The 14,478-nt window shown below is 60.1% G+C and carries 12 protein-coding genes; 3 read left to right on the plus strand and 9 right to left on the minus strand.

Features of this window, described 5'->3' with window-relative positions:
* Window positions 1-68: 68 nt before the first annotated feature.
* The 8 genes from MWU55_RS12010 to MWU55_RS12045 form a co-directional block, all read right to left on the minus strand.
* Window positions 69-3,425 (minus strand): error-prone DNA polymerase, encoded by a 3,357-nt coding sequence (locus MWU55_RS12010; protein WP_246936412.1) that lies wholly within the window; start codon window positions 3,423-3,425, stop codon window positions 69-71.
* Window positions 3,422-4,915 carry a DNA polymerase Y family protein gene (locus MWU55_RS12015; protein WP_246937890.1) on the minus strand — a complete coding sequence of 498 codons (1,494 nt, stop codon included), beginning with the start codon at window positions 4,913-4,915 and terminating at the stop codon, window positions 3,422-3,424. The genes MWU55_RS12010 and MWU55_RS12015 overlap by 4 nt, the downstream gene beginning before the upstream one ends.
* Window positions 4,857-5,423 carry a hypothetical protein gene (locus MWU55_RS12020; RefSeq protein WP_246936413.1) on the minus strand — a complete coding sequence of 189 codons (567 nt, stop codon included), beginning with the start codon at window positions 5,421-5,423 and terminating at the stop codon, window positions 4,857-4,859. Before MWU55_RS12020 ends, MWU55_RS12015 begins: the two co-directional genes overlap by 59 nt.
* Before the next feature lie 107 nt (window positions 5,424-5,530).
* Window positions 5,531-6,385 (minus strand): ferredoxin--NADP reductase, encoded by an 855-nt coding sequence (locus tag MWU55_RS12025; protein WP_246936414.1) that lies wholly within the window; start codon window positions 6,383-6,385, stop codon window positions 5,531-5,533.
* 69 nt (window positions 6,386-6,454) lie between these two features.
* On the minus strand, window positions 6,455-6,865 hold the full coding sequence (locus MWU55_RS12030; protein WP_246936415.1) for a DUF934 domain-containing protein: 411 nt from the start codon (window positions 6,863-6,865) through the stop codon (window positions 6,455-6,457).
* Entirely contained in the window at window positions 6,862-7,602 is a 741-nt protein-coding gene (locus MWU55_RS12035; RefSeq protein WP_246936416.1) for a phosphoadenylyl-sulfate reductase, read from the minus strand. Before MWU55_RS12035 ends, MWU55_RS12030 begins: the two co-directional genes overlap by 4 nt.
* Window positions 7,592-9,262, minus strand: coding sequence for a nitrite/sulfite reductase (locus MWU55_RS12040; RefSeq protein WP_246936417.1), 1,671 nt, complete (start codon window positions 9,260-9,262; stop codon window positions 7,592-7,594). Before MWU55_RS12040 ends, MWU55_RS12035 begins: the two co-directional genes overlap by 11 nt.
* A complete protein-coding gene (locus MWU55_RS12045; protein ID WP_246936418.1) occupies window positions 9,255-9,581 on the minus strand; it encodes a DUF2849 domain-containing protein in 327 nt (108 codons plus the stop codon). Before MWU55_RS12045 ends, MWU55_RS12040 begins: the two co-directional genes overlap by 8 nt.
* A gap of 140 nt (window positions 9,582-9,721) precedes the next feature.
* Between MWU55_RS12045 and MWU55_RS12050 the strand changes: the two genes are divergently transcribed.
* Entirely contained in the window at window positions 9,722-10,183 is a 462-nt protein-coding gene (locus MWU55_RS12050; RefSeq protein WP_246936419.1) for an Lrp/AsnC family transcriptional regulator, read from the plus strand.
* On the opposite strand, the gene MWU55_RS12055 is transcribed toward MWU55_RS12050, so the two are convergent.
* Complete coding sequence (locus tag MWU55_RS12055; protein WP_246936420.1) at window positions 10,184-11,359, minus strand: cytochrome P450; 1,176 nt, start codon at window positions 11,357-11,359, stop codon at window positions 10,184-10,186.
* Window positions 11,360-11,417: 58 nt separating this feature from the next.
* On the opposite strand from MWU55_RS12055, the gene MWU55_RS12060 reads away from it, so the two are divergent.
* Entirely contained in the window at window positions 11,418-13,154 is a 1,737-nt protein-coding gene (locus MWU55_RS12060; protein WP_246936421.1) for an ATP-binding protein, read from the plus strand.
* Window positions 13,151-14,392: a sigma-54 dependent transcriptional regulator gene (locus MWU55_RS12065; RefSeq protein WP_246936422.1), complete on the plus strand. Its 1,242-nt coding sequence runs from the start codon at window positions 13,151-13,153 to the stop codon at window positions 14,390-14,392. Before MWU55_RS12060 ends, MWU55_RS12065 begins: the two co-directional genes overlap by 4 nt.
* The last annotated feature ends 86 nt before the right edge of the window (window positions 14,393-14,478 follow it).

Below are 14,478 nucleotides of genomic sequence, written 5' to 3' on the forward strand. Positions count from 1 at the left end.
TATTTTTTATTCACCTTTCGGTAGAGGGCTGCGCGCTGGGGCGGGCGTCATTGAGAGGGGCCTGCGGATTAGTGAAAATCCCTGCTGGGAAATAGTCGTTTTGCCTGATCACGCGGATGCATGGCGCGGGAAGGATAGCGGGACTTTTTCGGGGTGTCGTCTGCTCGTGGCCCTTCTGTGGTGAGCGCCTCGGGCATTGGGTGACCCAGTTCATAAAGTTTGTAAGACAGGTCGGTGATCTCCTGCGCGATCAGGTGCACGACGATGCCTTCGCGTTGCAGATAGCCTTTCACTTGCAGCAACCGCGCACCCATGACGATGCGGCGGTATTGTTCATAGACTTTGGGCCAGACCACCACATTGCTGACGCCGGTTTCATCTTCCAGCGTCAGGAAAATCACGCCCGAAGCGGTGCCGGGGCGCTGGCGGGTGATGACAAGGCCACAGACCGCATGGCGGCCCAACGGCACCTGTTGCAGCGTGTCATGGCGGGTCAGGCCGGGTATTTTGGGGCGCAAAAGCTCCATCGGATGGGCGCGCAGGGTTAGGCGGGTGGCGACGTAATCTTCGACCACCTCTTCGCCCAGATGCATCGCGGGCAGGGCGACCGAGGGTTCGTTGATGTTTTCGCCGTCAATTGGGTCGTTGAACAGGGGCAGGGGCTTGGGGCTTTGGATCGCCTTGACCTGCCACAGCGCGTCGCGCCGGGTCAGGCCCATATCGGCGAAGGCGTCCGCCTCGGCCAGCCGTTCCAGCGCAGATGGGATCAGGCCCGCGCGCAGCCACAGCGCTTGCGGATCCGGGTATCCGTTCCCGCGCGCCGCCACGATCCAGCCTGCGTCTTCCTCGCGAAACCCTTTGATCTGGCGAAACCCCAACCGCAGCGCCAGCGTTCCATCCGGGCGGCGTTCCAGCCGGTTGTCCCAGTCTGAATGGTTTACGCAGATAGGCCGCGTTTCGACCCCATGTTCGCGGGCATCGCGCACGATCTGGGCAGGCGCGTAAAACCCCATGGGTTGCGAGTTCAGAAGCGCGCAAGCAAAGACCGCCGGGTGGTGGCATTTCATCCAGGCCGACACGTAAGCCAGCATGGCAAAAGCGGCGGCGTGGCTTTCGGGGAAGCCGTAGTCGGCGAAGCCTTCGATCTGGCCGAAACAGCGCTCGGCGACGTCTGTGCTGTAGCCGTTCTTCAGCATCCCGGTGATGAACTTGTCGCGGTATTGCCCAATCGTGCCCATCCGCCGGAACGAGGCGAGCGAGCGGCGCAGGTGGTCAGCCTCTTCCGCGGTGAAGCCCGCGCCGACCACGGCGATCTGCATGGCCTGTTCCTGAAACAGCGGCACGCCAAGGGTGCGGCGTGTCACCTCTTCCAGTTCGGGGCCGAAGGGTTCGGGTTGCTCAAGCCCTTGACGACGCTTGATAAAGGGCTGCACCATGCCGCCCTGAATGGGGCCGGGGCGGACGATGGCGACCTCGATCACCAGATCATAGAAGGTTCGCGGTTTCATCCGGGGCAGGAAGTTCATCTGGGCGCGGCTTTCGACCTGAAACACCCCGACCGCATCGGCAGCGCAGAGCATGTCATAGGTGGTTTTGTCTTCTTGCGGGACGGTGGCGATGTTCAGATCCTGCCCCTCGAATTCGTCCAGCAATTCGAAGCTCTTGCGCAGACAGCTGAGCATCCCCAGCCCCAGAATATCCACCTTCAGAATACCCAAAGCGTCGATGTCATCCTTGTCCCAGCAGATGACGGTGCGGTCCTCCATCGCGGCGTTTTCAATCGGGGCCAGCTCGTCTAGCCGTCCGCGCGTGATGACGAACCCGCCCACATGCTGAGACAGGTGGCGCGGAAAGCCGATGACCTCGCGGATCAGGTGGATGGTTTGCATCAGGCGGCGGTCGTCGGGGTCCAGCCCCAGCTCGCGGATGCGATCCAGATCGACGCCGCCATTACTCATCCCCCAGATCTGGCCGGATAGGCTGGCGGTCACGTCCTGCGACAGGCCCATGACCTTCCCGACCTCGCGGATGGCGGCACGGCTTCGGAAATGGATCACCGTGGCACACAGCCCCGCGCGGTGACGGCCGTATTTTTGGTAAATCCACTGGATCACCTCTTCGCGGCGTTCATGTTCGAAATCCACGTCGATATCCGGCGGCTCGCCCCGGTATTTCGAGATGAAACGCTCGAACACCATCGAGATCATGTCCGGGCTGACATCGGTGATGCCCAGAAGGTAACAGAGGATCGAATTGGCGGCAGATCCACGCCCCTGACACAGGATGCCCTGCGACTTGGCGAATTGCACAATGTCATGGACGGTCAGGAAATAGGCTGGGAAATCAAGCTCTTTCACCACCGCGAGTTCCTTGGCCATCAGCGTGCGCGCGCGGTCCGGCGCGCCATTAGGATAGCGCCGTTCCAGCCCTTCCTGCGCCAGCCGTTCCAGCCGGGCGAAGGGGGGCTCGGTCGCGTCCTCTTCATGCGGATACTCATAGGACAGCTCGCCCAGATCAAAGCTGCAGCGATCCGCGATTTCCAACGTGCGGCGGATCGCGCCGGGGTGGTTGCGAAACAGGCGGATCATATCGTGGGCGGGTTTGATACGGCGTTCGGCATTGGGCAGGGCGCGGGTGCCGATTTGGTCGATGGTGATATGTTCGCGCATACAGGTCAGCACATCTGCCAACTGCCTGCGGCTGGCGTGGTGCATCAGCACATCCCCCACGGCCACCATCGGGGCCGAGGCGCGGTGCGCGAGATCGGCACAGGCCGTCAGATAGGCCTGATCGCTTCCGTCATAACGAGGCGCTGCCCCCAAGAAAACGTGATCGGGAAAGCGGCGGCGCATTTGCTGGATCTCGGACACAGCCTGCCGGAACCCTTTCTGCGGCAGGGCAATCAGGATCATGCTTTTGCACGCGGCAAGCATGTCCTTGGCGTAAAGGATACACTGGCCTTTCTCGGCCCGGCGTTTGCCCAAGGTCAGCAGGCGTGTCAGGCGCTGATAGGCGGCGCGGTCGCGGGGCAGGGCGACCCAGTCCACTGTGCTGTCCTGCAAGACCAAACGACATCCGGCAATCAGCTTTGGCAGTTGGACGGTATCGGGCTTGGCAATCGGTGTCTCAGGGCCAGTTTTCTGGCGTGAAGACGCATCCACCCGCTGCTGTGACTGGATTTTCACCGCCGCGTCGGCCTCTTGCTTGAGTTGCTTCAAGGCGGACCACGCACGCACCACCCCGGCCAGTGAGTTGTGGTCCGTGATGGCAATGGCAGAGAGCCCAAGCTCAGCCGCGCGGACGATCAGCTCTTCCGGATGCGAGGCGCCGGTCAGGAAGGTGAAGTTCGTGGTGACGCACAGCTCGGCATAGGAATTGCCCTGCGTGTGTAGGCTGCGCAGATGTGGCGTGTTGGGCGGAGTCATGCAAACTCCCCCTGTACGAACCAGCCGGGATTCTGTGGGGTATAAAACAGCCACAGCCTGCGGCCTTGCGTGGTCTCGACCCGCCAATAATCGCGCAGGCCCGCGCGCCAGTTTTCATCTTGAAACCACCATTCCGGCGCGATGCGTTCCGGCCCCGTAGCGCGTCCTGTGATCAGGGACATGCGCCGCCAGCGAAAGCGCTTGGGGGGCTGTGGGCCGTGGGCAGCAATCGATTCGGGCGGGAACAGGGACAGGGGGCGGGGTTGTGTACAGGCCCATGGCCCGCCGCGCGTGGCCTCGGAATAGGCAACGGGGGCGATCAGGAAGCTGCGTTCAGGGATGTGGCTGTCGGCGGGCAGGAAACGCTGGATGTTCTCAAGCCCAATGCGCGCACCGATCCGGGTGACAAGATCCTCAAGCTGCCCCGCGCTGCCGTTTTGCGTGGTCGAGGCATGGGTGATCTGCTGGGCACGCAGGGGTTCGACATGGGTGGCCTGAAGCCTGAGCTGATCAATGCCGTAACCCGCGTCGACCTCGGTCAGGCCACGTTCAAAGAGCGGCAGGATGCGTTGGGGATCATGCAGGGCGCGGGCCAGCCGCAGTTCCACATCCTGACTGTCCTGATCCACCCGGCGCACCGTGACTGTCAGCACCCGCGCACCCATCTCATGCGTTTGCAGCTTGGCACAAAGCTGATCCAGCAGGCGCGAAACGCCCGCCATCACATCCCCGATCAGGCCAATGGGCTCGGGCAGGGTCATGCGGACCCCAAAATGGGGCGGGTCGGCCAGCGGGGTGATGTCCTCGGGCTGATGGCCAAGGGCTTGGTCCAGCCGCATCAGCACATCCGTCCCAAAGCGTCGTGCAAGGGGTGCGCGGGCAGTGCTGGCCAGATCGCCGATCTTGCGCAGTCCCAACCGCTCCAGCGCGGTGGTGGTCTTGTCCCCCAGCCGCAGCGCCGCCACGGGCAGCGTCTGGAGCACGGGCAGGGGATTGCCCGCAGGGGCCACGCCCTCGCCAAAATGGGCCAAGGCCCAAGACGCCCCCCGCGTGTCCGCCATCCCGATTTGCACCGACAGCCCCGCGCGCATCAGACGCATCCGCATGTCGGCCAACATCCGGTTTTCGCCGCCAAACAGATGGGTGGCTCCGGTCACGTCCAACACCAGCCCATCCCGACCCTCAAGCCCGACCCACGGGCAATAGCGCGTGGCCCAGCGGCGCAACAGATGCAGGAAACGTTCGTCCTGCGGCAGCTCCACCGGGGCGGTTTGCAGGTCCGGGCAAAAGGCGCGGGCGTCAGAGAAGGGCATGCCCGCGTGCAACCCTTGCTTCAGCGCCTGCGCGTTCAGACAATACAGCCGATCCGTGTTGCTGATTTTCTGGGTCAGGGCAAAGGGGCCATCCAGCGGACAGCGGCGTAGAACCCGGTCACTTGCCAACCGGGGGAACCACAACGACACGACGCGACGCCCGATCCCATCGAACATACCAAACACCCAATGTTCCTGATTTGTTCTTTTTAAGCTCCCACCGATGCAGAGTCGAGTCTTCGCCGCCATATTCCGGGTCAAAAACCGGCGCGCAATGCCAGCGCGTCTCGGCTGCATTGCTGCCCATGCCTTCAGGAATAATTGCCAAGCCGGTGGATTTTCCATCGCGGGCGGCAAGTTGCAGGCGCCGGCCCTCGGTCAAACCAAGAGGCTTGTGCAGCGCCATCACGACAAGCGGTACGGCCCCGTCGCGCAGCGCCTCTTCCGCGACGGCCAGTGATTGCATCTGGTCCTTGGTGTTACACAGGGCAAAGTCAGCCGGGTCGATGAAGGGGGCAAAGCCGTTGGGGTTGATCTGGGCCGCGTCCCATCCGCCGCGCACCCACAAGCAGGGCCCGCCCAATCGCGCGGCCAGCGCGAAGGCGAAGACCGGTGCGCCAGGGCCATAGACCTCGTGTGTGCGGGTCTTGGTAGGTGGGAAATGAGGCCGGTCGAGAATCTGCATGGGTTCAGATTAGCATCGCGTCGCCGGAAGGAACATACAGAGAACAAAGCCGCCCGCTGCACGGGGGTGCAGCGGGCGGCAAATCTGTCAGCTGTGATCAGCGTGGATCAGTCCAGGAACGCTTTCTCGACCACATATTGTGCAGGCTTAGAGTTCGCGCCTTCCTCAAGCCCGTATTCCTCGAACATCTCTTTCAGTTCCAGGTTAAAGGCCAGATTGCCACAGATCATCGCGCGGTCATGTTCAGGGTTCAAGGGCTCAACGCCCAGATCCTTAAACGCTTCGCCCGAGCGCATCAGGTCGGTGATGCGGCCCATCTTGGGGCTCTCTTCACGGGTGGTGGTCGGATAGTACTTGATCTTCTTCCAGAAGCCCTCGCCGATCACTTCGTTCAGAAGCTCATCATCCTTCAGCGCCTCGATCAGGTTCGCGCCATAGGTCAGTTCGCCGACTTCGCGGCACGTGTGGGTGATGATCACCTCGTCGTAATCTTCATAGGTCTGCGGCTCACGCAGAAGCGAGGCGAAGGGGGCAAAACCAGTGCCAGTGGCGAAGAACCAGATGCGCTTGCCGGGGATCAGCGCGTCGTGCACCAAGGTTCCAACGGGTTTCGGACGCAAGATGATCTCGTCCCCAACCTGAAGGTGCTGCAGCTTCGAGGTCAGCGGGCCGTCTGGCACTTTGATCGAATAGAACTCGAGCTCTTCATCCCAGCTGGGCGAGGCGATGGAATAGGCGCGCAGGAGCGGTTTCTGTTTGCCGGTCTTCGGGTCCGGGTCGCCCATCAGCCCGATCATCACGAACTCGCCCGAGCGGAAGCGCAGGCTGGCAGGGCGCGTGCAGCGGAAGCGGAACAGGCGGTCGGTGTAATGTTCAACTTCGGTCACCGTCTGCGCGTCGGGCAGGGTCGGGACCGGTTTTACTTTGGTTTCAGCATCCATAACGGGCGTCACTTCATTCATCAGCGTAAAGCGAGGTACGGTGCCTCGCCCTTTCTTGTCAGAGTATATAGGAGGGTTGCGAAGGCCGGTCTAGCCGGTCATCCGCGACCTATAGTCATAGGCTTTCCAGTCCGCCCGGAACTGCCATTCGGATTCGGGTTGGCGCTGAGCCAGCTCGTCCGAGATCTCGACCTCGTCAAAGCCCGAGCGACGCGCCATCGCGTATTGGTCCGAGATCACATGGCCATGGGCGCGCAGACGCCCTTCAAAGCCCAGAAGGCGCAGCTGACGGCCCAGTGTAAAACCACGACCATCCGCAAAAGACGGAAAGTCGATGCGAATGGCAGGCACGCCCACCATTAGATCAGCCAAAGCCGCCGGATCCGTGTCCGAGGCAATGTGCAACCCGCGCGTGTCATTGGCAGCGCGCTCGTCCACGGTGGCGAACCCTTCAGTCCAGTCGTCACGGGCAAAGCCGTTATCGGTTACAATCACGCTCATGCTTCTGCTCCAATTCTAACCATTTTTCCGTCGACAAAGTGAATGCCGCATTCTGTCTTCTCGGCCCCGCGCCAACGTCCGGCGCGCGGGTCTTCACCTGGTTTCACAGCCGAGGTACAGGGTGCACAGCCGATTGACGGGAAGCCGCGGCTGACCAGCGGGTGCTTGGGAAGTCGGTTGTTGATCAGGTAATCTTGCACATCTGATGCCGCCCAGTGCGCCAACGGATTGACCTTCAGCAGACCGTCTTCGGCCTCGAAGAACTCTAGGTCCACACGCTTGCCGCCCTGAAAGCGTTTGCGCCCGGTGATCCAGCCGTCAAAGCCCTTCAGGGCATTATCCAACGGTTCAACTTTGCGCACGGCGCAGCAGGCATCGGTGTCGGCAAGATGCAGAATGTTGTCCGGGTCGCGGGCGAACAGCTCTTCCGGGTCCGGATGAACAACGCGCACATCGGTCAGGCCCAGCTTCTCGGCCACCTCAACTTGATAGTCGAGCGTTTCCTGAAACAGCATCTGCGTGTCCAGAAAGATCACTGGAACCGTGCGGTCGACCTTGGCCACCAGATGCAGCAGGACAACGCTTTCCGCGCCGAAGCTAGAGACCAGAGCAAGCGAGCCAATGGTGCTGTCTGAAAGCGCCCGTTCCACAACCGATGTTGCGGAATGGTGCTTGTAGCGACTATTCAGATCTGCCGCACGCTCTTCCGCGGGGGGAAGGGGGATTTCAAGCGGCATTGGACTTGTCCTCTTCCGGATAGAGGGCAGCCTTGAACGGCGCTTCGCCCAGACGGCGGAAGGCGTCGATGAAGGTCTCGCTCTCGTCCTCGCGGTGCTCAAGATAAGCGTGCACAAGGCGTTCGATGGCCGGGACGATCTGGTCATAGGCAAAGCCGGGACCCGCCCGTTTGCCAATCGCAGTGTCCGGGCCGGCGTCACCACCCAAGGTGATCTGATAGTTTTCCACGCCCGCACGATCCAGACCCAGAATGCCGATATGGCCCAGATGGTGGTGACCACAGGCGTTGATGCAGCCCGAGATCTTGATCTGCAAATGGCCGATATCGTGCTCGATCTTCAGCTCGTCGAAACGTTCGGCAATCTCTTGTGCGACCGGGATCGAGCGGGCCGTGGCCAGCGCACAGTAATCCATGCCCGGGCAGGCGATGATGTCCGAGATCAGACCGGCATTGGCTGTCGCCATGCCATGCGCACGCAAGGCGGCGAAGATCGCAGGCAGGTCCGAACGGTGGACATGCGGGAAGATCACGTTCTGCTCGTGGCTGATACGGATGTCGCTGTGGCCGAACTGTTCGGCCAAATCAGCGAGCACGCGCATCTGATCCGAGTTGGCGTCGCCCGGCGTTGCGCCATGCGCTTTCATCGAGATCGTGACGATCCCATAGCCGTCCGCCCGGTGATCATCCACGTTGGTATCGCTCCACGACCGGAAGATCGGGTCGGCGTCGCGTGCGGCGTGGTAGCCGTCCAGCGCTGCGGTCTTGTACTCCGGCGCTTTGAAGTCAGCCGCGATATTGGCGAAATGCTCTTGATCCACACCGGAAAACAGCGGGCGCAATTGGGCAAAGCGCGCCTCGACCAACTCGTGGATCTTGTCGATCCCGTTCTCCATCGTGGTGATCTTGATGCGGGCTTTATACTTGTTATCGCGGCGACCCAGCGTGTTGTAGACGCTGACGATGGCCTCGACATAAGGCAGCAGATCTTCGCGGGGCAGGAAGTCTTTCAACACCTGACCGACAACCGGCGTACGGCCAAGACCACCGCCAACGATGATCTGATAGCCAACCTCGCCCGCTTCGTTCTTTACGATGCGGATACCGATGTCATGTGCCTTGGTAACGGCGCGGTCAGCTTTCGAGCCGGTCACGGCCAGCTTAAATTTGCGCGGTAGGAATTGGAATTCCGGGTGGTCGGTGGACCACTGACGCAGCAGCTCGGCGGTGGGGCGGGGGTCTTCAACCTCGTCCGCTGCGGCACCGGCGAAGTGGTCTGCGGTCACATTGCGGATCGTGTTGCCCGAGGTCTGGATGGCGTGCATGCCAACATCCGCCAGCGCGTCCAGCATATCAGGAATATCCGACAGGCGCGGCCAGTTGTATTGAATGTTCTGGCGCGTGGTCCAGTGGCCATAGCCTTTGTCCCAGCGTTCGCCGATCATCGCCAGTTGGCGCATCTGGTTGGGGTTGAGCGACCCATATGGGATCGCGACCCGCAGCATATAGGCGTGCAGCTGCAGATAAACGCCGTTCATCAGGCGCAGCGGTTTAAACTCATCTTCGGTCAATGCGCCCGAGATACGGCGGCCCACTTGCTCGCGGAACTGCGATACGCGGTTGCGCACGAAGCTTTCGTCGAAATGGTTGTAATCATACATTGGCCACGGCCTCCGGTGCCGATTGCTGTGTCTGTTTGCCGTGGAAGCGGTTCGACGGGCCGGTGGCACGGAAAGCTTCGCGGAAATGGGTGGGGATCGGGCCAAGCGGGCCTGCGGCGGCGTCCGCTAAATACGGGCCAACGGCGACGCCGGGTTCGGTTTCGGCATGGGCCAGCTGGGCGTTTGCCTCGGCTTCGTCCTCGATCAGCCATGCCATACACATGTCGCGCACCCACGACCCGTTGCGGGCCATATAGATCACGTCGCCTTCGATTAGGTCGTTGGCGGTTACCACTTTGGGGCTAAATGGGCGGGGCATGGCATGTCCTTTCCGGTTGCGTTCGGGCAATATATAGGACATTTTCCCATTATTCCGCGAGGTCTCGCGGTAAATAAGGAATGTTGTTTCGGTTTGCGCGCCAATTGGAACGCTCGGACCAGAAGAAGGGAAAAAGCAGAATGTCTGTTCGGCTTGACGAGATCGACCGGAAAATCCTGCGCGAGCTTCAGCGCGATGCGGGGCAGTCTTTAGATGTAATTGCTAAGAAAGTGGGGTCATCCAAGACCCCGGTCTGGAACCGGATTCGTAAGATGCGTGAAGGCGGTGTGATCGGTCAAAACACGATGGTGATGGATGCTGAAAGTCTTGGGTTCGAGGCTTGTTTCTTCGTACTGATCCGCACGTCCGAGCATGAGGCCGATTGGCAGGAAAAATTCCTGAATGCCTTACGTGCCCGTCCCGAAGTGATGGAAGCGCACCGCTTGGCTGGCGAGATCGACTATATCCTGAAGGTCCGCGTTGAAAACGCCCGCGCTTACGACGAGTTCTATCAGGCGCTGATTTCCGAGGTGAAAATCTTCAACGTCACCGCGCTATTGTCGATGGAAGAGATCAAGTTCTCGACCGAGTTGCCAATCTGATCACACACGAACCATGAGCCGTTCCAATCCGTGGAAATGATAGACATTTCCATATTGCGGCGGAGCGGTCATTTGCAGGTTTGGACAGCGATCAAAGAGGATCGACAGGGCATGGGCCATCTCTAACCGAGCCAGTGGTGCCCCAATGCAGAAATGCGCCCCCGCTCCGAAGGCTGTGTTCTGTTTGATCGGCCGGGTCGGGTCGAACTCATTCGGTTCGTCCCACATATCCGGGTCACGATTGGCAGCCCCTAACAGAAGCCCAATTTCGTCCCCGCGTTTGAACTCCTGCCCGTAAAGTGTCGTGTCCTCATAGACATGGCGGGTGAACATATGAAGCGGGGGATCGAAGCGCAAAAGCTCCTCAACTGTTCCGTCAATCGCATCAGGCGCCAAAGCCCCAGCGGGATTTCCATGCTCCAGCAGGGTCTTCACGGCAATCGCCATCGCGTGCACGGTGGCCTCGTGACCAGCATTTAGCAGCAAAATACAGGTCGAGATCAGCTCGTCCGTGGACAGCTTCTCTCCTTCAGCCTCGGCGGCAATCAGTTCTGTGATCAGGTCGTCGCGTGGATCGTTGCGTCGCTCATTAACATAGCTGCGCATGAATGCGACGAAGTCTTCTGTAGCGGAAACTGCGGCGTCTTCAATCGCGCGCGTGCGGCGTGCTTGGTACATCGATACCATGGCATTAGACCATTTTAGCAAGTCGTCTGCGCGGTCTTCAGGCACGCCCAGAAGGCGGCAGATAATGATCACAGGAATGCGCGTGGCAAAGGCGGGCAGCAGGTCGAAATCGCCTGCGGGAAATGCGTCGATCAGTTCATGCGCCAGCACTTCGATCTCGGGACCCAGCCCGGCAATGCGACGAGAGGTGAAGGCCCGCAGGACAAGCTTGCGCAGCCGAGTGTGGCGGGGGGCTTCCAGTTCTAGCATCGAATGCGCTTCGACCGCATAAAACGGGGCCAGATGGTTGGGAAACTGCAGTGGTTCAACGGGTTCACGCCCAAAGCGGCGATCCCGAAGCAACGCATTCGCGGCCCGAAAGCTGACAGCCATCGGCAGGTCATAATCTTCCCAGAAAAACAGATCCCCGGCTGAACGGGCACGGTCATAGAACGTATACGGATTCTGGATGAAATCGGGATCTGTAGGAGATTGGGTCAATCGCTTCATAGGCGCATGTTCCTTAAAGCCGCTGGTCAATGCAAGTGCTGCTTTCTATGCTCGCCCCATGTTTCGCTTCTTGCATACGAAATGGGTTTTTCCCTTTCTTCTTGGGACACTGCTGATCAGTGCAGGGGTCTGGGCTGCGGCATGGCGTGCTGCGTTAAAACCTCTGGCCGAACAAGCGTCGTCCGAGCTTGCGCTGGCCTCGGACCAGTTGACGCGCCATCTGTTTCGGTACCGCGAACTTGCGGTGGTGTTGGCCGAGCATCCCGTTCTGAAACGCCGGTTAAGCGATACGAATGCGGAAGCAGCAGATCAGTTGCTTCAATCCATGGCGGATATGACAGGCGCGCATCAGCTTCTGCTGATTGATCGGGACGGGCAGGTGTTGGCGGCGTCGCACCGGACCGCGACGAAACTGGATCCGTCCAGCCCTTTGATCCACCGTGCCTTGACCGGAGCCCTTGGCGCGGATGCGCGGTTTCAGGCGCAGGTCAAAGACACGACACGGCGGGTGTTTTCGTTTGCAGCGCCCGTTCTGAATAAAGAAGGGCAAGGCCAAGGTGTGGTGATAGCACGCACAGACCTGCTGGATTTTGAGGAGAACTGGCCCTCAACTGCGGCGGCATTGTTTTTCACGCTAAACGGAGCGCGTGTCTTTGCGGCCAACCGGCTGGACCTTGTGAATGTAGCCCGCCCGACGGCACGCTTTCTAAACAGCAGCGTTTCCAGTTGGACGGGGTACGAGGTTTGGCAGCTTGAGGCCGGGCCTTATCTGCCGGATCGCGCACTACACCTGACTCGACGCCTGCCGGTCGTGGGGTTAAGCGGGGAGATCTTGCTTGATACAACACCTGCCGAACGCAGTGCAGCACTTTTGGCGGCAATTGCGGCTGCGATTTGTTTGGGCATCGGAGGGCTGTTGTTGGCTGTGGGTGAACGCAGACGGGCGTTGAACGAACGGCTTAGAATTGAGGCCGCCGCCAATGCCCGGCTAGAGGCACGGGTGGCGGAACGTACAACGGCCTTGTCCGAAGCCAACCAGGATTTGCAGCGAGAGAACCGCGAACGGCGCGAAGCAGAAGCAGCTTTGAAAAAGGCGCAGGATGATCTTGTGCAGGCGGGTAAGCTTTCGGCCTTGGGGCAGATGTCTGCGGGCATCAGTCACGAGTTGAACCAACCACTAATGGCCATCCGCAGCTTCTCGGAAAACGCAACTTTATTTTTGGAACGCGGGCAGGAGGAGCAAGCCGGGCAAAACCTGACGCGCATCTCGGAATTGGCGCATCGGATGGGGCGGATCGTCAAGAATCTGCGTGCCTTTGCCCGTAATGAGAACGAGCCGATGGGAAAGGTGGATTTGGGCCACGTGGTGTCCACTGCGATCGAGCTGACAGAACCACGCCTGAAATCGGATGGAATCACGCTGGACTGGATGCCTCCGCCCCAGCCGATCTATGCAAAAGCCGGCGAGGTGCGACTGTCGCAGGTCTTTGTGAACCTCATCAACAACGCGGCGGATGCAATGCTGGATCAAGACGATCGGCAAATTCACATAGCAATCAACAAAGGTAAGAAACTCTCGGTGACGGTGCGCGACACCGGGCCGGGCATTGAAGACCCCGATCGGATATTTGAACCCTTCTTTTCAACCAAACAGGTCGGTGATGAGGGCATGGGACTGGGCCTGTCGATCTCGTACGGTTTGGTGCAAAGTTTCGGAGGCGACATTCGCGGACGAAACTGCGAAAACGGCGCCATGTTTACCGTCGAGCTGCCACATTGGGAGGATACAGAATGACGCAGTCCGTGTTGTTGGTGGATGACGATATGATGGTGCGGGAGGCGCTGAGCCAAACGCTGGAACTCGCTGGTCTGACGGTGATTTCTGCTGGCAGCTATGTCGAGGCCAAAGACCATATTGCCACAGGATTTGATGGTGTGGTCCTGTCGGACATTCGGATGCCAGGCAAAGACGGGTTTGCGCTTTTAATGCAGGCGCAGGCCGTAGACCCTGAACTGCCGGTCATCCTTTTGACCGGAGAAGGGGATATTCCGACGGCTGTGCGTGGAATGTCCGAAGGAGCTTTTGATTTTCTGGAAAAACCTTGTGACCCGAACACGTTGCTTGCTGTGCTGGGCCGCGCACTCCAGACACGTTCGTTGGTGCTAGAAAACCGGGCTTTGCGTGCCAAAGCCGAAACCGGGGATGCGGCTGCACGACTGTTGATCGGTGAAAGTACATTGGCGGATGAGCTGCGCGCGCGCGTGCGTGCCGCTGCCAATACGAAGGCCGAAGTGTTGATTTGCGGCGAGCCGGGGTCAGGCACATCGAAAGTGGCCGAGGTTCTGCATCTTTTGTCTGGGGATGCGACACGTCCGTTTATAAAGCTGGCCGCAGCAGGGTTGGGCGCAGATGCGCTTGCGGCAGGCATCAAGCGTGCCGAGGGGGGCACCTTGTTTTTGGACGAGGTGGGCGCCTTGGACGGGGCCATTCAGTTTCAATTGCTGGAGCTTCTGGAACAGCCCGGAGACTGGCGCATGGTGGCGGGCAGCTATCGCGATCTGGACGCTGAACAGCGCGCTGGGCGCTTCAATTCGGACCTTTATTACAAACTCGATCTTCTGCGTATCCGCATCCCAGCCCTGCGCGAGCGCAAGGAAGATATCCCGCTGCTGTTCCGGCACTATGTCTCAATCTCGTCCGAGCAAGCGGCGCTGTCCCCACCCGAGGTCGGTCGGGATGTGATTGCAGAGCTCATGGCGCAAGATTGGCCCGGGAATGCGCGTGCCTTGATGAATGCGGCGATGCGTTTTTCTATGGGGCTTGGATTGGCCGAGCTGGGCGCGCCGCGCGATGATGTAGGGCTTGGTCTGTCCGAGCAACTGGCACAGGTCGAACGCTCGCTTTTAATGGATGCGCTTAAGCGTCATTTAGGTGGTGCAACGGCAGCTGCGAAAGAGCTGAAACTGCCGCGAAAGACGTTTTACGACAAACTTGCGCGCCACGGGATTCGGCCCGAGGACTATCGCACCTGAACTGTGTGAAAATCCGCACAGATTGCCATATGTGCTGTGTGGTATCCCGCCCATGCAGTTGCTGCAAAGCCGGCATGCAATAGGAA

Source organism: Aliiroseovarius sp. F20344 (assembly GCF_023016155.1).
GTDB lineage: Bacteria > Pseudomonadota > Alphaproteobacteria > Rhodobacterales > Rhodobacteraceae > Aliiroseovarius.